The sequence below is a fragment of the Blochmannia endosymbiont of Polyrhachis (Hedomyrma) turneri genome (assembly GCF_000973505.1).
GTDB lineage: Bacteria > Pseudomonadota > Gammaproteobacteria > Enterobacterales > Enterobacteriaceae > Blochmanniella.
Window position 1 is genome coordinate 113,944 of sequence record NZ_CP010048.1, and the last position, 24,952, is coordinate 138,895.

16 protein-coding genes, 2 tRNA genes and 1 pseudogene are annotated in these 24,952 nt (G+C 31.4%); 18 read left to right on the plus strand and 1 reads right to left on the minus strand.

Annotated elements, in window-relative coordinates; all coding sequences use genetic code 11:
- The first annotated feature begins 9 nt into the window (after window positions 1-9).
- The 17 genes and pseudogenes from folP (at window position 10) to dnaJ (ending at window position 23,495) form a co-directional block, all read left to right on the plus strand.
- Window positions 10-876 (plus strand): dihydropteroate synthase, encoded by an 867-nt coding sequence (folP, locus tag BTURN675_RS00455; protein ID WP_082086672.1) that lies wholly within the window; start codon window positions 10-12, stop codon window positions 874-876.
- Complete coding sequence (glmM, locus tag BTURN675_RS00460) at window positions 863-2,224, plus strand: phosphoglucosamine mutase (protein WP_046288637.1); 1,362 nt, start codon at window positions 863-865, stop codon at window positions 2,222-2,224. The genes folP and glmM overlap by 14 nt, the downstream gene beginning before the upstream one ends.
- Before the next feature lie 99 nt (window positions 2,225-2,323).
- A complete protein-coding gene (gene secG, locus BTURN675_RS00465) occupies window positions 2,324-2,668 on the plus strand; it encodes a preprotein translocase subunit SecG (RefSeq protein ID WP_046288638.1) in 345 nt (114 codons plus the stop codon).
- A 149-nt stretch (window positions 2,669-2,817) separates the two neighbouring features.
- Window positions 2,818-2,901 (plus strand) — tRNA-Leu (locus BTURN675_RS00470).
- An 87-nt stretch (window positions 2,902-2,988) separates the two neighbouring features.
- Window positions 2,989-3,065, plus strand: a tRNA-Met gene (locus BTURN675_RS00475).
- Window positions 3,066-3,584: 519 nt separating this feature from the next.
- Window positions 3,585-4,862: pseudogene (gene nusA, locus BTURN675_RS00480) on the plus strand (transcription termination factor NusA); the annotation flags it as partial.
- A 312-nt stretch (window positions 4,863-5,174) separates the two neighbouring features.
- Window positions 5,175-7,874 carry a translation initiation factor IF-2 gene (infB, locus tag BTURN675_RS00485; RefSeq protein WP_046288639.1) on the plus strand — a complete coding sequence of 900 codons (2,700 nt, stop codon included), beginning with the start codon at window positions 5,175-5,177 and terminating at the stop codon, window positions 7,872-7,874.
- A 106-nt stretch (window positions 7,875-7,980) separates the two neighbouring features.
- Window positions 7,981-8,340, plus strand: coding sequence for a 30S ribosome-binding factor RbfA (gene rbfA / locus BTURN675_RS00490; RefSeq protein WP_046288640.1), 360 nt, complete (start codon window positions 7,981-7,983; stop codon window positions 8,338-8,340).
- 125 nt (window positions 8,341-8,465) lie between these two features.
- Entirely contained in the window at window positions 8,466-9,386 is a 921-nt protein-coding gene (gene truB, locus BTURN675_RS00495; RefSeq protein WP_046288641.1) for a tRNA pseudouridine(55) synthase TruB, read from the plus strand.
- Between the two features lie 223 nt (window positions 9,387-9,609).
- Window positions 9,610-9,885, plus strand: a complete 276-nt coding sequence (rpsO, locus tag BTURN675_RS00500; RefSeq protein ID WP_046288642.1) for a 30S ribosomal protein S15 — start codon at window positions 9,610-9,612, stop codon at window positions 9,883-9,885.
- A 231-nt stretch (window positions 9,886-10,116) separates the two neighbouring features.
- On the plus strand, window positions 10,117-12,198 hold the full coding sequence (pnp, locus tag BTURN675_RS00505; RefSeq protein ID WP_046288643.1) for a polyribonucleotide nucleotidyltransferase: 2,082 nt from the start codon (window positions 10,117-10,119) through the stop codon (window positions 12,196-12,198).
- Window positions 12,199-12,305: 107 nt separating this feature from the next.
- Entirely contained in the window at window positions 12,306-14,021 is a 1,716-nt protein-coding gene (locus BTURN675_RS00510) for a DEAD/DEAH box helicase (protein ID WP_052722566.1), read from the plus strand.
- A 1,242-nt stretch (window positions 14,022-15,263) separates the two neighbouring features.
- A complete protein-coding gene (gene thrA / locus BTURN675_RS00515; protein WP_046288644.1) occupies window positions 15,264-17,738 on the plus strand; it encodes a bifunctional aspartate kinase/homoserine dehydrogenase I in 2,475 nt (824 codons plus the stop codon).
- Window positions 17,735-18,667, plus strand: coding sequence for a homoserine kinase (thrB, locus tag BTURN675_RS00520; RefSeq protein WP_046288645.1), 933 nt, complete (start codon window positions 17,735-17,737; stop codon window positions 18,665-18,667). The genes thrA and thrB overlap by 4 nt, the downstream gene beginning before the upstream one ends.
- A gap of 4 nt (window positions 18,668-18,671) precedes the next feature.
- Window positions 18,672-19,988: a threonine synthase gene (thrC, locus tag BTURN675_RS00525; protein ID WP_046288646.1), complete on the plus strand. Its 1,317-nt coding sequence runs from the start codon at window positions 18,672-18,674 to the stop codon at window positions 19,986-19,988.
- A gap of 357 nt (window positions 19,989-20,345) precedes the next feature.
- Complete coding sequence (dnaK, locus tag BTURN675_RS00530; RefSeq protein ID WP_046288647.1) at window positions 20,346-22,262, plus strand: molecular chaperone DnaK; 1,917 nt, start codon at window positions 20,346-20,348, stop codon at window positions 22,260-22,262.
- A 105-nt stretch (window positions 22,263-22,367) separates the two neighbouring features.
- The gene (dnaJ, locus tag BTURN675_RS00535) at window positions 22,368-23,495 is read left to right on the plus strand and encodes a molecular chaperone DnaJ (protein WP_046288648.1); all 1,128 of its coding nucleotides are present in this window, start codon (window positions 22,368-22,370) and stop codon (window positions 23,493-23,495) included.
- A gap of 5 nt (window positions 23,496-23,500) precedes the next feature.
- Here the strand turns inward: dnaJ and rpsT are convergent, their stop codons facing one another.
- Window positions 23,501-23,764: a 30S ribosomal protein S20 gene (gene rpsT / locus BTURN675_RS00540; RefSeq protein ID WP_046288649.1), complete on the minus strand. Its 264-nt coding sequence runs from the start codon at window positions 23,762-23,764 to the stop codon at window positions 23,501-23,503.
- Window positions 23,765-23,980: 216 nt separating this feature from the next.
- Here rpsT and ribF point away from each other — a divergent pair, with 216 nt between their 5' ends.
- The gene (ribF, locus tag BTURN675_RS00545; RefSeq protein ID WP_046288650.1) at window positions 23,981-24,916 is read left to right on the plus strand and encodes a bifunctional riboflavin kinase/FAD synthetase; all 936 of its coding nucleotides are present in this window, start codon (window positions 23,981-23,983) and stop codon (window positions 24,914-24,916) included.
- Window positions 24,917-24,952 lie beyond the last annotated feature (36 nt).

The following is a 24,952-nucleotide window of genomic DNA, read 5'->3' on the forward strand; positions in this document are numbered from 1 at the left end:
GTCTGAAGAATGATGCAACAATACATTATAAATGATAGCGTTTTGAGTTTTTCTGAAATACAAGTTATGGGTATTTTGAATTGTACGACAGATTCGTTTTTTGATGGAGGGAAGTACGTTTCTATTGATAAGGCGATTGATCATGTTGCTAATATGGTGCGTTTAGGGGCTGATTTTATTGATGTTGGTGGTGAGTCTACCCGTCCAGGTTCTATTGAAGTTGATGAAGATGAGGAACTTTGTCGTGTTGTTCCTGTTGTGGATGAGATATCTAGACGTTTTGATGTTTTTATTTCTGTAAATACTTCAAAGGCTTTGGTGATGCGTGAAAGTGCAGAAGTTGGGGCTCATTTAATTAATGATGTTCGTTCTTTAAGTAAACCAGGAACGATGGAGGTTTTTTTAGATTATCCTAAGTTATCAATATGTTTAATGCATATGCAAGGTTCTCCAGATAACATGCAAAAATCCCCCCGTTATAATAATGTTGTTCAGGAAGTTAATGATTATTTTGTAGAACAAATCAATAGGTGTGAATTTTTTGGAATTAGCAGGAATCGTTTATTGATTGATCTTGGTTTTGGTTTTGGTAAAACATTATTTCATAATTATAAATTATTAGCAAATTTGATGAGTTTTCGTCATTTTAAGTTACCATTATTGGTTGGTATATCAAGAAAATCAATGTTAGATGTGTTTGGGGATACTCCTCCCCGTAAAAGATTAATTGTTAGTATTTCATCTGCGGTTATTGCAGCTATGCAGGGTGTACAAATACTTCGTGTGCATGATGTTAAAGAGACTATAGAAGCTCTTCGAATTGTTCGTGCTACGATTCAAGAAAACAGGAAAATTTTTTCATATGGGTCGAAATAGATATTTCGGTACTGATGGAATTCGTGGGCAAGTTGGAAAATTTCCTATTGTTCCGGAATTTATTTTTAAGCTTGGTTGGTCGATTGGTCGTGTACTGTCTAAGAATGGGTTAAATACAGTAGTTATTGGAAAGGATACGCGTATTTCTAGTCATATGTTAGAGGCTACTTTAGTGGCTGGTTTATTGTCTTCCGGTGTTGTATCTGTTATGTTTAGCGGTGTTATACCTACTCCGGCTATAGCATATTTAACTCGTGTATTTCGTGCTATGGCTGGTGTTGTAATTTCCGCTTCTCATAATCCGTTTTATGATAATGGTGTGAAATGTTTTTCTATGAAGGGTGTGAAATTATCTTTTGATTTTGAAAAAGCAATTGAGTTAGAAATAGATAATAGAAAAACTTTTAATTATGTTGTTGATTCTGTAGGATTTAACAAGTCGAGTTATATTGTTGATGCTGCGATTCGTTATATTGAATTTTGTAAAGCGACATTTCCAAGTGATTTAACTCTTAGAGATTTTAAAATTGTATTAGATTGTGCTAATGGAGCTTCATATTATGTTGCTCCTAATGTGTTATGTGAACTTGGTGCAACCGTGCAGTGTGTTAATTGCCAACCAAATGGCATTAATATTAACAAGGAATGTGGAACTACTGATATTCGTCAGTTGAAAAATTTGGTGATACAAGAAAAAGCTCATTTGGGTATTGCGTATGATGGTGATGCTGATCGGGTAATTATGGTAGATCATTTAGGTAATAAAGTGGATGGAGATCAAATATTGTATATTATTGCTCGTGACAGATATAGGAGTTCCCAGTTGTTTGGAGGAGTAGTTGGTACTCAGATGAGTAATATGGGTTTAGAGTTATCGTTAAAAACATTGGGCGTTCCATTTGTACGTTCTAATGTAGGTGATCGTTCTATTTTTTCTATGATGCAAAAAAAAAGATGGTATATTGGTGGAGAGAATTCTGGGCATATTATTCTTTTAGACAAATCTACTGCTGGAGATGCTATTATCGCGTGTCTTCAAGTTTTATTAGCGATGGTTAATAATCAAATTAGTTTATATGATTTATGTAAAGGGATCTATTTATTCCCTCAGGTCTTGTTAAACGTTCCTTTTGTATGTTCTGGTGATCCTTTGAAATATAGTGTGATTAGGAATATTATTCAAGAAGTTAAGAATGAATTAGGAAGGGATGGTCGTGTTTTTTTGCGAATGTCTGGGACAGAACCATGTATTCGTATTATGGTGGAAGGAAAGTATTATAATCAAGTTACTGATTTAGCAAACAAAATTGTTGATGTATTGAAAAATATTAATGATGAGTTTAGTTAATTTTTGTGTTTGATTATTTTATAGTTTTTTTTAAAAAGTTCATTACATTTATAATATATTTATATTTACACAATATAATGATAGTGTGGATCAAATAATATGTATACTATTTTTTTGGTAATATATTTGTTGGTAGCGATAAGTTTAGTTGTATTAATTATGTTGCAACATGGGAGAGGTATTGATTTTGGAGGTGATGCTTTTAATGTTCGGTCTACATTAGGAGGGTGGAGTACTAATCTTGTTGGTAATTTTATGACTCGTTTAATAACTGTATTAGGGGTGTTGTTTTTTTTTCTTAGTTTGTTATTAGGGAATATTAATAATCAACATAATCATGAAGAGAATAGTAGTATTGATGATAGTCGTTCATTACAAAAATTGCATGATGATGCTAAAGTTAGCAGTGTAGTAGAGAATATACCCAAATCATTATTATGGTAATTTTTTTATGTTAATATTTGTTTTGTGAGATGAATTAGTGTATTTTTTTTGTATTAATATGATAAATAGTAATATTTATGTTGATGGTGTGATTTTTGTTATTGTGGTGAATGTTGTTTATAATTGTATTATGTATACTGTTGGTAGATACCGAGGTGGTGGAATTGGTAGACACGCTACTTTGAGGTGGTAGTGCCCAGTTGGGAGTACGGGTTCAAGTCCCGTCCTCGGTATAGATTTTATTGAGAAAAAGATAATTTGCTTTTTTATTTGTATTGGCGTATCATCAAAATTAATGTCTTGATAGTTTTGATATGAGACGCGGGATGGAGCAGTATGGTAGCTCGTCGGGCTCATAACCCGAAGGTCGTTGGTTCAAATCCAACTCCCGCAACCATGCCATGTATGTATGATGTAGTGGCATTGATTTGTTTGAGTGATGCTATTTGTGTTCTGTTTAATTATATTTATTTTGGGTAGTGTGTTGTGTTTTGTTATTTTATAGTTTTGATATTTTAAGTTAATATTTTGTTAATTCATAATACTAACGTTTCTGTATTAGAAAGATTTTATTTATAAATTTATTATTATTTTAGAATAAATAATATGGCAATGTTTTTTTGTAGATACATTGTTACTTTTGTCGTATTATTTATAAGTATTCGTTGGTTCTATTGTTTTAAATATGCCTGTTGTTGTGTGTTGTTGGATATGTGTGTATTTTTTTACATTAACGTATTTGATATCATCATAAGTAAAGCTTAGTGTATTTTCCCAGATAGGAAAAATCTCGTTTTTTTGTTTCGTTATACATACATAAACTATAAACAGGATTTATTGTATAGTTTGTCAATTAAAGAAGGTTATTGATTAAAAAATATTATTAGTATTTATTAATTTGTGTGAGGCATCTGGGATGAATAAAGAAATTCTAGCTGTTGTTGAATCTGTATCTAACGAAAAAGGTGTTCCGAGAGAAAAAATTTTTGAAGCGCTTGAGATTGCTCTATCGGTTGCTACTAAAAAAAAATATGAACGAGATGTTGATGTACGTATTAATATTGATCGCAAGTCTGGGGATTTTGAAACATTTCGTCGTTGGTTAATTGTAGAAAAAGTTACCCAACCTACTCGTGAAATTACTTTAGAGGCTGCCCAATTTGATGATCCTTCGGCACAGCTTAATGAATATGTTGAAGATAAAGTGTCATCCATAGTATTTGATAGAATTACTACTCAAACTGCTAAACAAGTGATTGTACAAAAGGTACGTGAAGCTGAACGAGCTATGCTTGTGGATTATTTTCGTGATCGTGAAGGTAGTATTGTTACGGGTATAGTGAAAAAAGTATATCGTGATAGTATGAGTGTTGATCTTGGTAATAATGCGGAAGCTGTAATTAATCGAGATGAGATGTTGCCGGGTGAAACTTTCAGGGCTGGTGATCGAATTCGTGGTGTTTTATATTCTGTACGTCCAGAAGTTCGTGGTCCCCAACTTTTTATTAGCCGTTCTCGTTCAGAAATGTTAGTGGAGTTATTTCGTATTGAAGTTCCTGAAATTGGAGAAGAGTTAATTGAGATTAAAGCTGCTGCTAGAGATGCTGGTTCGCGTGCGAAAATTGCTGTTAAAACAAATGATAAACGAATTGATCCTATTGGTGCATGCGTGGGTATGCGTGGTGCTCGGGTGCAGGCTGTATCGAGTGAGTTATCTGGTGAACGAATTGATGTTGTGTTGTGGGATGACAATGCGGCACAGTTTGTTATTAATGCTATGGCACCTGCGGATGTTGTATCTATCATTGTGGATGAAGACAAACATATGATGGATATTGCGGTAGAGTCCAATAATCTTGCTCAAGCTATTGGTAGAAATGGACAAAATGTTCGTTTAGTTTCCCAATTAAGTGGTTGGGAATTAAATGTAATGACTGTTGAAGATTTAAAAAAGAAACGCCAAATAGAATGTAATGAATCTATTAAAATGTTTAGTAGATGTTTAGATATCAGTGAAGAACTATCAAGTATTTTAGTGGAATCAGGTTTTTTTTCTTTGGAAGAATTAGCATATATTCCGATCAATGAGTTATTGGTTAGTCTTGGTGACAAAAATATTAGTAAAGATATGATATATTTTTTACGTGATCAGGCACAGAAGGCTTTAAATGGAGTTATTACAGATGAAGAAAAAGATTATAATTTAGTTTAAAGATTTAACGTATTGATATTTCAATATATTTGAAATGGCTTTTATTGTATTTACTGATGATAGTATCAAGAAAGTAATGAAATGTTTTAGTGGATGTTAGTGTTTATGTTCTTTTTAGAGATTTTTATAATAGTAATTATAATTATATTAAATATATAGTTTTGTTTAGTTAATGTATGGCAGTATTAAAAATGTACAGTTGTATTATAGTTATACAGTCGTATTAGTGTAGTTGGTGAGTAATATTTGGTAATATACAATAAATGATATTTAGTAATATATAAGGAATATAAAATGACAATAGATCTGACTGTAAAGTTACTTGCGATGGAACTTAAGATATCGATTGATCGATTACTATCTCAGTTTGCAGATATTGGTATTAATAAAATTTCTTCAGATTATGTTAGTCAAGAGGAGAAGAATGTTTTATTTACATATATAAATTATAATCAACAGCGGATGGGTGTGTTAAGTAAGTTAACTTTACAGCGCAAAGTACGAAGTACTTTAAATGTTTTTGGTTCTGGTGGTAAAAGTAAAAAAGTTCAAGTTGAGGTACGTAAGAAGCGCACGTATATTCAATGTAATTCAAATATATCACATGATATTAAACAAGAAAATATTGAAAAGACAGATACTAATGCAATTGTAGATAAAAAGGTTGATGTTCTAAATGATACTGATTTTAGTAAAAACAGTTGTTTGCAGTCAAAAATTTCTAGAAATAGTGTTTCTATGGTCGTAAATGATATGCAAGATAAGTATAACCAGTCAAATATTACGTTAATTAAAACAAAATTGAGCGATAATGATGTCATAAAAAATTTTAAATCTAATCAATATAAAAAAGTTAAAAATATTGTTCATGATGCAGCCGAAAAACCAATATATACAAATATTACTTCGCAGGTTTCATATGATGATGTTGATACTAGTATAACTCATACTGTTGGTAATAAAAAGAAAATAAATACTGATCGTCGTGTTCGTGTCCGTCAACGAATTCGTCTTTCTAGATCTCGAAGTAATAAAGCAAACATTAATTTAAAAAATAGAAAGCACAAAGATTCTTTTTTTGAAATGAAATATGATGAGTATGATGATCATCGTTTGTATGTGCGTGGTGTAAAGAATAGACAGAGGAAGCCTAGTGTTTTAACTCATGCTTTTAAGAAACCTGTTAATGTTGTTAGTCGTGACGTTGTTATTGGAGAAATGATAACTGTATCAGAATTAGCGAATAAGATGGCGGTAAAAAGTTCACAAGTGATTCAAGTAATGATTCGATTAGGTACGTTGGCAACTATTAATCAAGTGATTGATCAGCAAATGGCTCAGTTAGTTGCAGAAGAAATGGGACATAATGTTGTTTTACGTCATGAAAACGATTTAGAATCTATGGTTATGAATGATCGAGACGTTAATGTTGGTAGTAATGTTTTATTAAATCATCTTGAACATCGAGCGCCAATTGTGACAATTATGGGTCATGTTGATCATGGTAAAACTTCGTTGTTGGATTATATACGTTCTAGTAGATTAGTGGATTTAGAAGCAGGTGGTATTACTCAGCGTATGGGGGCATATTGTGTTGAAATCCCTAATAAGGGTATGATTACATTTATTGATACTCCTGGTCATGCGGCGTTTACTAATATGCGTATGAGAGGTGTTCGAATAACAGATATAGTAGTGTTAGTTGTAGCCATTGATGATGGTGTTATGCCTCAGACTGTTGAAGCCATTGAACATGTTAAATGCGCTAATATTCCCATGATAGTAGCGTTAAATAAAATTGATAAGTCTATTGATGTTGCTAATGTTGATCGTATCAGAAATGAATTGGCACAACAAGGTGTCGTTTCTGAGGAATGGGGAGGTGAGACACAATTTGTTAGTATATCTGCTAAATTAGGGACTGGTATAGATATTTTATTAGATGCAATCTTGTTGGAATCTGAGGTTTTGGAATTAAAATCTGTTCGGTCTGGCATGGCTACTGGTATAGTGATTGAGTCTTTTTTGGATAAAGGCCGGGGTCCGGTTGCTGTTATTTTGATTCGTGAAGGGACTCTACGGTGCGGTGATATTGTTTTATGTGGTTTAGAGTTTGGACGGGTGCGAGCCATGCATAATGAATTTGGTTCTAATGTTGATTCAGCTGGTCCTTCAGTGCCTGTTGAAGTGTTTGGATTATCTGGCATTCCTTTTGCTGGTGATGTAATGAGTGTAGTTCGTAATGAACGAAAAGCCCGTGAGGTAGCTTTATATCGACAGGGTAAATTTCGTGCTGTTAAGTTAGAAGAAAAGAAAAAAGATAAATTTAAACAAGCGTTAGTTGATATTTCTTCGTTAGAAAACGGTTCAGTTGTAAATTTTAACGTTGTGTTAAAAGCTGATATACAGGGTTCAGTTGAAGCTATTGTCGATGTTTTAAGTCGTTTATCTAATTCTGATGTAAAAATTAATATTGTAGGTTCAGGAGTGGGTGGTATTACTGAAACTGATGTTTCGTTAGCTATTGCCACTCGTTCTATACTATTGGGATTTAACGTTCGTTCTGATATATTAGCACGTCGTATAATTGAATTAGAGAATGTTGATGTTTATTGTTATTCTGTTATTTATGATTTAATTCGAGATATTAAAAAATTAATTACTGGTATGTTAATGCCGAGACATTGTAAAAAAAATGTTGCTGTCGCTGAAGTTCGAAATGTTTTTGGTTCGTCTAAATTAGGTAATATTGCTGGTTGTATGATTTTAGAAGGTGTAGTGCGTCGTCGTAATAAGGTTCGTGTGTTGCGAAAGAAAATTGTAGTTCATGAAGGTGAGGTGGAGTCTTTACGTCGATTTAAAGATGATGTTAATGAGGTTCGCGCTGGCATGGAGTGTGGAATAGTAATAAAGAATTACAATGATATTCATTCAGGAGATTATATTGAAATTTTTGAGGAAAATGTTGATAATATTGGGACAATTTGTGTTTAGTTTTTGATTATTGTGTTGTATATCATTGGTAATTATTGTTATTTATTGATTATATTTAATTTTGTTATTTGAAAATGTTGTTTTAATGTAAATAAAGGGTATGTGAGTGAGAGATTGTAATCGTATTTGTCGCATTTCTAGTGAGATTCGAAAAAATATTGCTATTATTTTGCAGTTTAAGATTAGAGATCCTCGTGTAGCAGGTATAATTACAGTATTAGGGATAGATATTTCTAGTGATTTATCTTTTGCGAAGGTGTTTGTAACTTTTTTGGGAAATATTACTGTCAACCAGTTGGATCAAAAATTAAAAATTTTACGGGGTGCTTCGGGGTTTATTCGTAGTTCTTTAGCACGCGTGATGTTTTTACGGATAGTACCGGAATTGTTATTTATTTATGATGATTCTTTATCAGAGACAATGAAAGTTTATCATGTTTTAACTAAAAAAATCAGTAGTATGTAGTCATTTGAGAAGAGACATTTATCAAATGGTTATTATGTGAATCAATAGACATTGAGGACGTTTTTTAAATAGAATTTTTTGCAATTAAAGAATATATAATATATTTGGTGTAATGTAAAGTGTTTATGAGGGATGTTCATGGGGTGTTGTTTTTAGATAAGGTATCTGGAATTTCATCAGCTTCTGTATTACGTCAGGTTAAAATTTTATTTCAAGCTAAAAAAGTTGGTCATGCTGGTACTTTGGATCCTTTAGCTACTGGTATGTTACCAATATGTTTTGGAGAAGCTACTAAATTTTCTCGATATTTTTTAGCAGCTGATAAATCTTATAAAGTAGTTGCAAAATTTGGTGAACGTACTGATACTTATGATTCTTATGGAAGAAGTATATGTATTCGTCCAGTAAAATTAAATAAAGAATCTTTATATCAGACTCTAAGTTTTTTTATTGGAAAAAGTTATCAAGTGCCTCCTATGTTTTCGGCATTGAAGTATTGTGGACGTCCTTTATATCAATACGCGCGTCATGGTATAAATATCGCAAGGGGTTCAAGGTTGATTAATATATATAATATTAATTTGCTTCAATGGGATGACATGTATATTGAATTAGAGGTATTTTGTTCCAAGGGTACTTATATTCGTTCGTTTGTGGATGATTTAGGAGAGTATCTTGGATGTGGTGCACATATTGTCTCGTTAAGACGATCTTCTTTAGGTCATTTTACCTCTGATTTTATGATTCATGTTACAGTATTAAAAACGTACGTTGATAATGACATGAGTAGCAGTGATTTTGAGAAACTTGATTCGTTGTTATATCCAGTGGATGTAATGGTTAAACATTTTCCAGAAGTTAATGTTTCAGTAGGTGTTTATCGTTTATTACGATGTGGACAAAAAATAGAAATTAGTGGGTTTGGTATTAATGTTACTGGTATTAAATTAGTTCGCATGACCGTAGGGGTTAACAGAAAATTCTTTGGTATGGGTAATATTGTAGATAATAAGTATTTATTAGTAGATCGTTTATCTATTTTTTGAATGTGTTTGTGTGAAAGTATTTTTTAATTTTTAATGATCTTGTGATTATTTTTTTTGAGAGTAAAATAAATGAATGTTTTTTAAAAAGTGATGATGTTGTGTATATATTTGTTGTACCAAATTATTTATTGGTATATAACTGGTAATTAATGAAATTTAATTATTTTGTGTTGTTTTTTTGAGTTATTTGTTAAATTATTTTTGGTTTTTTTAGGACATTGATATGTTAAACCGTATTGTAAAAAAAGAAGTAGAAAAAGTTATTGAGCAATTTGGTTATAATGTTTATGATACCGGTTCCAGTGAGGTTCAAGTGGCTTTCTTAACGAGTCGTATTGCTCATTTACAGAGTCATTTTATTAAACATAAAAAAGATTATCACAGTAGACGTGGTTTGTTACGTATGATTGCCCAACGACGAAAATTGTTGAATTATTTAAAAATTAGTGATAAGGGTCGTTATATGAATTTAATTGGGAAATTGGGTTTACGGCGTTAAATCAAATATTGTGATTGTATATTATAGTAGTGTTGGAAAATTAGTATTATGGGGTAAAATTTTGATTTTTGGTACTATTATTGTGTCGTATTTGATGAGTTTTAATATAAATGTAATTACAAAATTAGTGATATAATATTTTGTTGTTAGATGGTATTATGTAGTGTTGAGAATTTTGTCATAATTAATTTAGCTTATTGATGTTAAATTTTATTATTAAAGGATGGTATTTTGATCAGTCCAATTATTAGACAGTTTCAGTATGGTAATCATATGTTAACATTAGAGACTGGAGTTATTGCTCGTCAAGCAAATGCTGCAGTTATGGTGAGCATGGGGGATACCGCAGTTCTTGTTACTGTGGTAATTGATACCGATGTTCAATCAGGACAAGATTTTTTCCCTTTAACGGTTCATTATCAGGAGAGAAGCTATTCAGTTGGAAAATTTCCGGGGGGTTTTTTTCGTCGAGAGGGTCGTCCCACTGAAAATGAAATTTTAACATCGCGATTAATTGATCGACCTATTCGTCCTTTATTTCCGGAACGATTTATGAATGAAGTGCAAATAATTGCAACGGTGGTTTCGGTAAATCCACAAATAAATCCAGATATTTTAGGAATAATTGGTGCTTCAGCTGCGTTGAGTTTGTCGGGTGTTCCTTTTTTTGGTCCAGTGGGTGCGGCACGTGTTGGGTATGTTAATGGGCAGTATGTTTTGAATCCTACTACAGATGAATTAATTCGTAGTCGTTTGGATTTAGTTATTGCTGGCACGGAGAGTTCTATATTAATGGTAGAATCTGCATCGCAATTTTTAAGTGAAGAGGAGATATTAGAGGCTCTCATTTTTGGTCATCGTCAACAAAAGTTAGTTATTGAAAATATTCATGCTTTCGTTATGGAGGCAGGCAAGCGAAATTGTCAAGTGCAAATAAGAGAAATAAATAATGATTTACAGTTAGTTATAACTAATTTGGTTGGGTGTCGTTTTTTAGATGCATATTCTATTGTTGATAAAAAAAGTCGTTATTCAAAAATTGATTTTATTAAAGGTGAAGTTATTGATGTATTGACTCAAAGTGATAGAAATGTGGATAAAAATGAGATATCTCATATATTACATGATATAGAAAAAAATATTGTCAGGCAGCGAATTTTACAAGGTCAGCCTCGTATTGATGGTCGTTCTTATCAGATGATTCGTGAATTGGATATACGTACTGGCATTTTGCCACGAACCCATGGTTCTGCATTGTTCACGCGTGGAGAAACACAGGTTTTAGTAAGTACAACACTTGGTACTGAACGTGATGCTCAAAATATTGATGAATTAACTGGTGAGCGAATTGATCGTTTTTTATTGCATTATAATTTTCAACCATATTGTGTAGGTGAAATTGGGGTAGTGAGTTCTCCAAAACGGAGAGAAATTGGACATGGCAGGTTAGCGAAACGTGGTATGTTAGCTGTCATGCCAAACATGAATGAGTTTCCTTATACCATACGTGTAGTTTCAGAAGTTACTGAGTCGAATGGTTCGTCTTCTATGGCTTCTATTTGTGGAGCATCATTGTCATTAATGGATGCAGGAGTGCCTATTAAGTCAAGTGTGGCTGGAATAGCAATGGGTTTAGTAAAGCAAGGTGATAATTTTGTTGTTTTATCTGATATTATGAGTGATGAAGATCGTTTAGGTGATATGGATTTTAAAATTTCTGGTAATCGTAATGGTATTACAGCATTGCAAATGGACATTAAAAATTTTGAGATTACTTATGAGATTATTGGTGTAGCGTTAAATCAAGCGAAAGGTGCTCGTTTTAGTGTTTTAGATGTTATGGATCGTGTTATAAAGCTGCCACGAAAACATATTTCTAGTTTTGCTCCTCGTATACATATAATAAAAATAAATCAGGATAAGATAAAGAATTTAATTGGAAAAGGTGGTTCGGTGATCCGTTCTTTAATTGAGGAAACCAAGACTACTATAGAAATTGAAGATGATGGTACTGTTCAAATAGCATCTGTTAGTGATATTAATGTACAGCACGCTATTCGTCGTATTAAAGAAATTACAAGTGAGCTTGAAATAGGTGTAGTTTATACTGGCAAAGTTACTCATATTGTTAATTTTGGTGCTTTTGTTGCTCTTTTAGGTGGTAGTAAAGAAGGTTTAGTGCATATTTCTCAAATTTCCAAAAATCATGTGGATAATATTGATGATTATTTAAGTGTAGGCCAGGATATTTTAGTTAAGGTATTAGAGATAGATCGGCAAGGTCGTGTTCGTTTAAGTATGAAAGATATTTAATTTAGTTATGTATTTTTTTATGAATTTTATGTTGAGAATACCGTTAGTTGGTTATGTGTTGTTTTATATTTTGTTAATAATTGTGGTGATGTGATTTGGAAGTATATATGTCGAAGCTTGAGCTTTCTTTTTTTGATTTAGGATTAAATAAAAATATTTTGAAAGCTTTATCAGATCTTGGGTATGTAAAGCCTTTTTTCATTCAGGAGAAATGTATTCCTTATTTGTTAAATGGTCATGATGTTTTGGGTTTAGCACAAACGGGTAGTGGTAAAACGGCAGCTTTTATTCTGCCGTTGTTGCAGAATATTAATCCTACTTTGTGTTTCCCACAAGTGTTAATTTTGGCACCGACTCGTGAGTTATCTATGCAACTTAGGGATGTTTGTTTGAATTTTTCAAAATATATTCAGGGTGTTAATGTGGTATCTTTGCATGGTGGTCAGAGTTATAATATACAATTTCGTTCTCTAAAAAAAGGGCCTCAAATTGTGGTTGGTACTCCTGGTAGATTGTTAGATCATTTAAATCGGGCCACTTTAACATTATTAAAATTACATAGTGTAGTAATAGATGAAGCTGATGAAATGTTACGAATGGGTTTTATAGAAGATGTTCGATCCATTATATTTAAAGCACCTAAAAATCGTCAAACTGCTTTATTTTCTGCAACATTTCCAAAAGAAATTCGTTCTATTGCACGTCAGTTCATGAATCATCCTAAAGAAATATATTTAGATAACGAAAAAATATCTACTACTATAAAACAAGATTATTGGGTTGTGTCTGGTGGTTTTCATAAAAATGATGCTTTAGTTCGTTTTCTTGAAGTGGAAATATTTGATGCCGCAATTGTTTTTGTTCGTACTAAAGGTGCCACGATAGAAGTTTCTGATATGTTGGAAAAAAATGGTTATAACAGTGCGGCTTTAAATGGCGATATGAATCAAGTTATGAGGCAACAGACGTTAGAGCGCTTAAAATCAGGTCAATTAGATATTCTTATAGCTACTGATGTTGCAGCACGAGGATTAGATGTAGATCGTGTTACATTAGTCATTAATTACGATGCCCCTGTGAATTTTTTATCTTACATACATCGAATCGGACGTACTGGTCGTGCAGGTCGTATAGGTAGATCATTATTGTTTATAAGACATTCAGAATATCGTTTATTAAGGTATATTAAGAAAAGTGTGAATTTAAATATATCTAAAGTGCAAATTCCATCTTTGCTTGTATTAATTAATAGTCGATTAACTAAATTTTCTGCACAAGTTGAGCATGTGTTGGCAAATAGTACTGATTTGGATAAGTATCGTGTTTTGTTATATAAAATTAAACCCCAAAATAATTTTGATATGGAGACTCTTGCAGCAATATTATTAAAAATGGCACAAGGCGGCAGGTCATTAGTATTATCTGCAGATCAGGGACAACAACATATTGAGTCCGAGTTTAAAAATAATAGTAAAATTCATCATGGTCGGTTTTCATTGACTGGTCCTAGAGGTTCAAATAAAGAATGTTCTTCTTTGAGTCGTAGAAGTACGTCGCGAAATAGGAGCATGGACCTTTACCGCATTGATCTTGGCAGAGATGATGGGCTTAGTGTTCGTCATATTGTTGGGGCTATTGCTAACGAATGTGATATTAGTAGTCGACACATAGGGCATATTAGAATGTTTTCATCTTATTCTATTGTTGAGTTATCTAAGGGTATTCCAAGTAGTACATTATTGCATTTTAGTAAAGTTCGTGTATTAAATAAAACTATGAATATTAAATTGTTAGAAAGAGTAGATAAAGATATATGTGTTTAAATAGTATGTACGTGTTAATTGTGTTTGTGTTATTATTATTTGTTTTAGTAAGTGCGTGTAAGTTTTAAAGTTTATTTACAAGGTATGTAGTGATAGTATTTATTTTTTAAATAGATAAAAATTTGTTTAAAATGTTGTGTGTGTTATGTTGATATTTGAAATGATTGCTTTATTTTGGTATGAATTGCTGTTTAACTATAATTACGTGTGTTTTTGATTTGTTAAATTATATTTATATTTAGTGATATTTTTAATTAATTGATATTATATGTAATGCAATAATTGTAATTTTTAAAATTATTAAGAAGTGTTATATCGGTAAATATCGCGTATTTTATTGTTAATTATATTTATATAAATAGAATATTATTTAGTAAATAATAATTATTAAACAGATATTATAAAAATTTTAATATGAATGATTATTTTATTAATGAATTTTTTAATTATATTTTAAATGATAATTTTTAAAAAATATATTTGTAATATATTTTTATATATAAAATTAATTTTGAACTTATGCACAATATAGTATAAAATCCATCAATGTTTTTCGATCATTTTCATGTTATATGTATTATTTTATTTGGATTAATTTTAATAAATTAAGTGGGTATAAATTATTCAGTGATTATTTTTATGAAAATGATATTTTATTAAAAGAGTGAGATTTATTGTATGTTCATTGGTGATTAATAGAGTGTTATGTCCATGATGGTATAATATTTATAATAATAATTAATAATTTTTGAATGTATTTTGGGATTTGAATATAATATATATTATTTTTTTGATACTACTATTACTAGTTTATGGTTTAATTTTAATTGTATTTAAAGATTTTATTTATTAGTAGTATATATTTGATATATTATTTATTAAATAGATAATATAGAATAGTTTGAATTTTAATGATATTGAAATTATTTTTATGTTTGTATTAGTGTTTTATTTGAAATTTATATTTAATATAACAATGTATTTTATGTAATGTTAATTATGAATTATTTTAGTATAAATACTTTGGAGATTATGTATGGATATAATGAGACTATAAATTAATCATATTTTTATATGATATTTAATGATTAAATTATTTTTTGTATACGTAATTATAAATATGGTTATAGTATATATGATTATGACGATTGTTATATATAAATATGAAGATTTTGTCTTTTTCTATATGTATTATTATGTTTGTGTATAATTTATTTTAACATTTTTTAGGAGATTAAAAGAATGCGAGTGCTGAAATTTGGAGGTACTTCACTTGCTGATGCTGATTGTTTTATTCATGTTGTTAATATTCTTGAGAGTAAAATTAGTCAGGATCAAGTAGCGGTGGTATTATCAGCACCAGCGTTTGTTACTAATTATTTAGTGGCTATAGTTGAGAATACATTAAACGGAATAGATCATGTGTTATGTTTTCGAAAAATTGAATCTATTTTTAATCAATTATTAATTGATATGGTTCAATTGCAGCCCAATTTTAATCATTTAAATTTGCGTATTATTTTAGATAAAAAATTTAATAAAATTAAAAATTTGTTGCATGGTGTATTTTTATTAAGGCACTGTCCTGATAGTATCAATGCTAGTATTATTTCTTTGGGTGAAACATTATCTATTGTTTTTATGGAAGCTTTATTGGTTTCACGCGGGTTTAGTGTGACGATTATTAATCCTGTGAAAAAGTTATTAGCATATGGGAGTTATTTAGCATCAATGGTTGATATTAAAGAATCTACTCGTCGTATTCAAGATTATATTATTCATAATAATAATAGTATTATTTTAATGCCGGGTTTTATTGCAGGTAATGAACATGGTGAATTAGTAGTTTTAGGTAGAAATGGTTCTGATTATTCAGCTACTGTATTAGCAGCTTGTACAGGTGCAACATGTTGTGAAATTTGGACAGATGTAGATGGTGTGTATACTTGTGACCCCCATCAAGTTCCTGATGCACAGTTATTAAGTTCATTGTCATATCAAGAAGCTATGGAGCTTTCATATTTTGGAGCAAAAGTTTTACATCCTCGGACAATTATGCCAATAGCACAATTTCAGATACCTTGTTTTATCAAAAATATTTTCAATCCTCAGTCTTCTGGAACATTTATCGGTCCTATTAATTCTGAGAAATTAGATATTAATTCAGCAAAAGGAATTACTTATTTAAATGATATAGTGATGATAAATGTTTCTGGTCCTGGAATGAAAGGGATGATTGGTATAGCGGCACGTGTTTTTTTAGCTATGTCGCGCGCTTCATGTTCAGTGATTTTAATTACTCAATCTTCTTCAGAATATAGTATTAGTTTTTGTTTACCTAATTATGAATTATTAGTTGCACGTAAAGCATTAGAAGATGAATTTTTTTTAGAGCTAAAAGATGGTTTATTAGAACCTTTAGATATTATGGATTGTCTTGCAATCATTTCAGTAGTTGGAGATGGTATGCGTACTCAAGTTGGTTTATCTAGTAAGTTGTTTAATGCTTTATCACATGCTAATATAAATATTATTGCCATTGCTCAAGGTTCGTCGGAACGTTCTATTTCAGTGGTTGTGAATAATAGTACTATTAATACTGGAGTTCGGATTGCGCATCAAATGTTATTTAATACTAATCAAATAATTGAAATATTTATTGTTGGTGTAGGTGGTATTGGCAGTGCTTTAATAGAACAAATTCATCGTCAATATTTATGGTTAATGGATAAACATATTGATTTACGTATTTGTGGGATTGCTAATTCTAAATCTATGTTGCTTGATTTTCATGGCATTGATTTAAGCTGTTGGAAATCTTCTTTATTAGAATTTGGTGAAAGTTTTCATATAAATAATTTTATTAATTCTTCGAATCAACATCATTTATTTAATCCGGTAATTGTGGATTGTACTAATAGTATTGATATTGCCAATCAATATATATTTTTTTTAGAAAGTGGATTTCATGTTGTTACTCCTAATAAAAAAGCTAATACTGGTTCTATGGAATATTATCGTCAAATTCGTACTACTGCTTTGAAAACGCATCGTAAATTTTTATATGATACGAATGTTGGTGCTGGATTGCCAGTAATAGAAAATCTTCAAAATTTATTACATGCGGGTGATGAATTAACATATTTTTCTGGAATATTATCTGGCTCATTATCATTTGTTTTTGGAAAATTAGATGAGGGTATGCCTTTATCTCAATCCATATTGACTGCTCATGAAAAAGGTTATACTGAGCCTGATCCTCGTGAAGATCTTTCAGGTATGGATGTAGCTCGTAAGTTGTTGATTTTAGCCAGAGAGGTTGGTTATTCATTGGAATTAAATGATATATATGTTTGTCCGGTGGTATCTAATGTTGATATTGATGAAGAAAATTTAAGTGATTTTTTAGAAAAACTTTCTTTTTTTGATCATGATTTTCTTGTTAAAGTACAAGAAGCACATAAATTAGGTCGTGTGTTACGTTATGTGGGTAGTATTAATCAAGGACATTGTCGAGTACGTATTGAATCTATAGATGATACAAATCCACTTTTTAAGATTAAAGATGGTGAAAATGCTTTAACTTTTTTTACTAGGTATTATCAGCCGATTCCATTAGTGTTACGTGGCTATGGTGCTGGTAACAATGTTACAGCTGCAGGTGTATTTGCTGATATTTTACGCACATTGTCGTGGAAAGTGGGGTATTTAAAATGATTAAAGTATATGCTTCAGCTTCTATTGGTAATATTGGTGTAGGTTTTGATGTGCTTGGAGTAGGTATTTTACCGATAGATGGTGCTTTATTGGGTGATATTATTTCTGTGGAGAGGTCTGATTCTTTTAGTTTATATACTTCTGGAAAGTTTTTCCATGAGTTACCTACAGAGGTTGAAAATAATATTGTGTATCATTCTTGGAAATATTTTTGTGCATGTGTTGGAGAAGATTTCCCTGTTTCTATTTATTTGGAAAAGAATATTCCTATTAGCTCTGGTCTTGGTTCCAGTGCGTGTTCAATAGTAGCCACGTTAGTAGCTATGAATCATTATTCAGGGAATTTGTTAAGTAATCACCAATTATTAATGCTGATGGGCGAGATGGAGGGGAAAATTTCTGGTGAAGTACATTTTGATAATGTATCCCCTTGTTTTTTAGGAGGCGTGCAAATTATTTTACAGACAAGTTCTATTATTAGTCAACGAATTCCAATTTTTTCAGATTGGTTATGGGTTATGGCTTATCCAGGTATTAAGATTTCTACTTTAGAGGCTCGTTCTATGTTACCTATACAGTATCATAGAAATGATTGTATTACACATGGTCGTTATTTGTCAGGTTTTGTACATGCATGTTATACCGATCAAGAATCTTTAGCAATTAATATGATGAAGGATATTATTAGTGAACCTTATCGTTCTCAATTATTACCAGATTTTTTTTCTATCCGAGAGGAGGTGATAAGTCTTGGTGCATTAATATGTGGAATTTCAGGTTCTGGGCCAACATTGTTTTGTGTAGTTAATGATCAACTTATTGCTAATAATGTAGCTAATTTGTTATCGGGGCGTTATTTACAAAATGATGAAGGATTTGTATGTGTTTGTCGTTTAAATTTTTCTGGTGTACAAATATTATCGGAGTAGTTTAATGAAATTTTATAATATAAAACATCCTAATGATAGTTTAGTGGATTTTTCTCATGCAGTAATTTATGGCCTTGGTCGAGATCAAGGATTATTTTTTCCATCATATTTGCCTGAATTTACTAACTCTGAGATTGATGATTTATTGAATATGGATTTTATTACTCGTAGTGTAGAAATTTTATCTGTTTATATTAATAATGGAATATTGTCAAAAAATCAGATATTGAACTGTGTGTCTTCTTCATTTACATTTCCTGTTCCGGTGTTGTGGATTGATGATAATATTGCTGTATTAGAGCTTTTTCATGGGCCAACATTAGCTTTTAAAGATTTTGGTGCTCGTTTTATGGCTCAAATGTTAATTGAAATTAATAAATATGTAAAATTATCGTATATGACTATTTTAACTGCTACATCTGGTGATACTGGTGCAGCAGTAGCGCATGCATTTCATAATGTAGATAATATTCAAGTGGTTATTTTATATCCGGAAAACAAGATTTCTGTTTTGCAGGAAAAGTTATTTTCCACGTTAGGTGGGAATATTCATACTATAGCAGTAAATGGTGATTTTGATGTATGTCAATTGCTAGTCAAACAGGCTTTTAGCGACGATTTACTTAATAAAAAGTTATTTTTAAATTCTGCTAATTCTATGAATATTTGTCGATTATTAGCTCAAGTTTGTTATTTTTTTGAAGCTGTAGCGCAATTACCTCCATTATTAAGAAATAAGATAATCATTTCTGTACCTAGTGGTAATTTCGGTAATTTAACTGCCGGTTTATTAGCTAAATCTCTTGGGTTACCTATTAAACGTTTTATTGCTGCCACTAATATTAATGACACTGTTCCTAGATTTCTTTCCACTGGTTCTTGGGAGCCTCGTGCCACTGTTCCTACTTTATCTAATGCTATGGATGTTAGTGTGCCCAGTAATTGGGAAAGAATAATGTTGTTATTCAGAAATAAAAATTGGAATTTATCTGAATTGTCCTATGGATCTGTTCATGATACTATTGTTTGTGATACTATATCTGGTATGTTTAATGATTATAGTTATTTATCTGAGCCGCACGCAGCTGTTTCTTATTATTTATTACGCAATGAGTTGAAATGTGGTGATTATGGGTTATTTCTTGGTACAGCTCATCCTGCTAAATTTAAAGATATTCTGGATACTATTTTGGATAAAAATATTGCAAGTGTGTTATTGCCTGATTGTTTGAGTTCCCGTATTTTTTCACCATCCTTATCTGTACGAATGCCTAATAATTTTGAATTATTTCGTGAATTTATGTTAGATTTAAAATATTAGTATTTATATAACGTGATTAATTTCTTTGTTTTTTATAGTTCTTTTGATTATTTTTTATGATAGAACATGTAACATGAAATTGATTTTTATAAATGTTTGTATTGATGAACAATATAATATTTAATTTTTATTTGTGTAGTTAGATACTTTTTGTTGTGTGGCGATTTATATAATGATGATTGATAATTGTCATTTTATATATTGTAGGCGATATTTTTGATGTATTTTTAAATTTACTAATATAATTAGTGAAATGTTAATGAAACTTTGCAAACAAACTTTTTTTTGAGGTTGAAAAGAATCTTTTTGGCCTCATATCAATCTTACGATAAATCTGGTCTCAATGGAGATGTTTAGATGGGAAAAATTATTGGTATCGATTTGGGTACAACCAATTCTTGTGTGGCGATCATTGAAGGTAATAAACCTCGTGTTATAGAAAATAGCGAGGGTGATCGTACAACCCCTTCCATTGTTGCTTATACACAAGATGGTGAAGTGTTGGTTGGGCAACCGGCTAAGCGACAGTCTGTTACTAATCCGAAAAATACTTTATTTGCTATTAAACGTCTAATTGGTCGTCGATTTCAAGATGAAGAAGTACAACGTGATGTTAGTATTATGCCGTATAAGATTATTTCTTCTGATAACGGGGATGCTTGGTTGGATGTTAAAGGTCAACAGATAGCTCCTCCGCAAGTATCTGCTGAGATTTTAAAAAAAATGAAAAAAACTGCAGAGGATTATCTTGGTGAACAGGTTGTTGAAGCGGTAATTACAGTTCCAGCATATTTTAATGATACTCAACGTCAAGCCACCAAGGATGCAGGTCGTATTGCGGGTTTAGAGGTAAAACGTATTATTAACGAACCAACTGCTGCAGCTTTAGCCTATGGTTTAGATAAAGAAACTGGTAATCGTACTATTGCAGTGTACGATTTGGGTGGCGGTACATTTGATATATCTATTATTGAAATTGATAGTGTAGATGGTGAAAAAACTTTTGAAGTTTTAGCAACAAATGGTGATACCCATTTGGGAGGGGAAGATTTTGATAGTCGATTAATTAATTATTTAGTGTCGGAATTTAAAAAGGAACAAAATATTGATTTATACAATGATCCATTAGCTATGCAACGTTTGAAGGAAGCAGCTGAAAAATCAAAAATAGAATTATCTTCTGCTCATCAGACTGATATTAATTTACCATATATTACAGCAGATAGTGTTGGTCCTAAGCATATGAATTTGAGAATTACTCGCGCTAAATTAGAGTCATTAGTAGAAGATTTAGTAAATAATACTCTGGATCCTGTAACAGTAGCTTTAAAAGATGCTAATTTGTCTATTCATGATGTTAATGATGTTATTTTAGTTGGTGGGCAGACTCGTATGCCGTTGGTGCAAAAAAAAGTATCTGAATTTTTTAAAAAAGAACCTCGTAAGGATGTTAATCCGGATGAAGCTGTTGCGATTGGTGCTGCTGTACAAGGAGGTGTATTATCAGGTGATGTTAAGGATGTGTTGTTGTTAGATGTCACACCATTATCGTTAGGTATTGAAACAATGGGTGGTGTTATGACTTCTTTAATTGCTAAAAATACCACAATTCCAACCAAACATAGTCAAATTTTTTCTACAGCAGAAGATAATCAGTCTGCAGTAACTATTCATGTTTTACAAGGTGAACGGAAGCGTGCTGGTGATAATAAATCATTAGGGCAATTTAATTTGGATGGCATTTCTCCAGCCATGCGTGGCATTCCTCAAATTGAGGTTACTTTTGATATTGATGCGGATGGTATTTTGCATGTTTCTGCAAAAGATAAAAATAGTGGACGAGAGCAAAAAATCACTATTAAGGCGTCTTCAGGTTTAAATGAAGAAGAGATACAAAAAATGGTTCGTGAGGCTGAAGCTAATGTTGAATCTGATAAGAAATTTGAAGAACTAGTTCAGTCGCGTAATCAGGCTGATCATTTGTTACATAGTACTAAAAAACAGTTATCAGAATTGGGAGATAAAATATCATCTGAAGATAAAAAATCTATTGAAGATGCTTTAAAAAATTTAGAATCTGTAGTTAAAAGTGAAAACAAGAATGATATTGAAGATAAAATACAGGTTTTAATTAAATCTTCTTCTAAATTATTAGAAGCTTCTCAAGAAAAGCAACAGTCTGACAATAAATCTCAAACAGCTGCGAATGGGAATTCTAAAAAATCGGGAGATGTTGTTGATGCTGAATTTGAAGAGGTAAAAAATAAAAAGTAATTTATTTTTATATATTGTAATAAATGTTAGTGATTTACGTATTGTAAGAGATAGATGAGAAACATATAATACCAATGGATAAAAAGCAGTGAAAGGAAAAAAAGGATGGCAAAATCGGACTATTATGAGATTTTAGGTGTTTCTAAAAACGCGGATGAGCGTGAAATAAAAAAGTCCTATAAACGTTTGGCGATTAAGTTTCATCCAGATCGGAATCCAGGAAATGTTACTGCTGAAGCTAAATTTAAGGAAATTAAAGAAGCATATGAGGTTTTAAGTGATGCTCAAAAGCGGGCGGCATATGACCAGTATGGTCATTCTGTTTTTGAGCAAGGTGGTATGAGTGGCAATAATACTGGAGAGGCTGATTTTGGTGATATTTTCGGTGATGTATTTGGCGATATTTTCGGTGGTGGACGGCGGAAACGGGCTTCTCGGGGGTCAGACGTAAGATATGATTTGACGCTTAGTCTTGAGGAAGCTGTTCGTGGTATAACCAAAGAAATTCGTATTCCAATTTTAGCAAAATGTGATGTTTGTCGTGGTACTGGAGCTAGGTCAGCTGCATCCATTGTTACGTGTTCAACTTGTCGTGGTCAAGGTCAAATACAAATACGTCAGGGTTTTTTTTCTGTGCAGCAGACTTGTCCAGGTTGTCGCGGGCATGGTAAAATTGTTAAAGAAGTGTGTAATAATTGTCGTGGACATGGTAGGGTTGAAAAATTTAAAACTTTGTCTGTTAAAATTCCTTCTGGCGTTGATGTTGGTGATAGAATTCGTTTATCTGGTGAAGGAGAGGCTGGTGAACACGGCGCGGCCTCTGGTGATTTGTATGTACAGGTACAAATTCGTAAGCATCCTATTTTTAGTCGAGAAGAGAAGAATTTGTATTGTGAGGTACCAATTAATTTTGCTATGGCAGCATTAGGGGGTGAAATTGAGGTTCCAACTTTGGATGGTCGTGTTAAGTTAAAAATACCTTCAGAAACGCAAACTGGACGGTTGTTTCGGATGAGAGGTAAAGGTGTGAGGTCTATTAAAGGTGGTGGTCAAGGTGATTTATTGTGTAGAGTAGTGGTGGAGACCCCGGTAAGGCTTAATGACAGACAAAAACAATTATTGAGGGAACTATCGGATAGTTTCGGTGGACCGAATGGTATTAATCAAAATAGTCCGCGGTCAAAGAGTTTTTTTGATGGAGTAAAAAAATTTTTTGATGATTTAACGAGCTAATATTTTTATTTCATATTATTAATACGTTTTATTAATTTTGATTTATGACGAGCGGATTTGTTTTTATGAATTAATTTTTTGTTAGCTAATCTGTCAATGATTATTTGCATGTTAAAAAATGCGTTTTTTGCTGTGTTTTTATTTCCTAAATTGATAGCATTTAATACTTTTTTTATAAAAGTACGTAACATTGATCGTTGACTGGTGTTATGTTTTTTTCGTTTCAGAGATTGTATCATTCGTTTTTTTGCTGATTGAATATTAGGCATAATTTTATTGCTCCAAATTTCAAGTGTTATGTAATTAGTAATTAATATTAGTTATACGTAATATATATACGTATGTAGCTAGCAGTAGTATATTTTTAACGAAATATCATTTTGATTATAAATGATAAATATATTTGTTAATGTTGGCAAATGAATTTCTAATTTTTTTATCTTTGATTCTGTAGTGTTAGAGTATTATTTTGGTATTAAATGATAATGGAGTTTATTCGTGGTATTCATAATTTAAGATCTTGTCATCGTGGTTGTGCATTGACCATTGGTAATTTTGATGGTTTTCATCGTGGACATCAGTTATTAATTTTAAAATTACAACAAATTGGGATAAATCGTGGATTGCCAATCATGGTGATGATTTTTGAACCTCAACCACAAGAATATTTTTTTGGTATGTCTGTGCGATTAACTTCCTTGCGTGATAAAGTAAAATATTTATCTAATGCTGGTATAGATATGTTGTTATGTGTATTTTTTAATGCAAAATTTTCATCTCTTTCACCGTGTGCATTTATTTCTGATATTTTAGTTAAAAAATTAAATGTTAGATTAATATACATTGGTGATAATTTTTGTTTTGGTGCTAATCGTCAGGGTAATTTTAATTTTTTAAAAAAAATGAGTTACAATTTTGGGTTTGAAGTTATGAAAATTAATACTTGTATTGATAATTGTGGGGATCGTATAAGTAGCACTGCTATACGTAATGCATTAGTGGAGGACAGATTGGGGAATGCCGAGATATTGCTTGGGCATGTTTATTCAATATCTGGTCGCGTGATGCATGGGTCGCAATTAGGTACTTTTATTGGTTTTCCGACATTGAATATATCGTTAAAAAAATCGCAAAGGTTGCCGATCAATGGTGTATATGCAGTAGAGGTGTATGGTATATCTGATCATTTATCGTTATTAGGGGTAGCAAATATTGGAAATTGTCCTACAGTTCACAGATTTCGTCAACCAAGATTAGAAGTGTATTTACTAGATCATGTAATTGATGTATATGGTTGTTATATTCAGGTATTAATACGTGCTAAAATTCGTAATGAACAAAAATTTTCATCAATTTCAGAATTGAGAGATCAAATTAAATATGATGTAATGAATGTTAGAAAATATTTTAATAGTAAGTAGTTTAATGTTCTTTTTTCAAAAAATAATTTCAGAAAT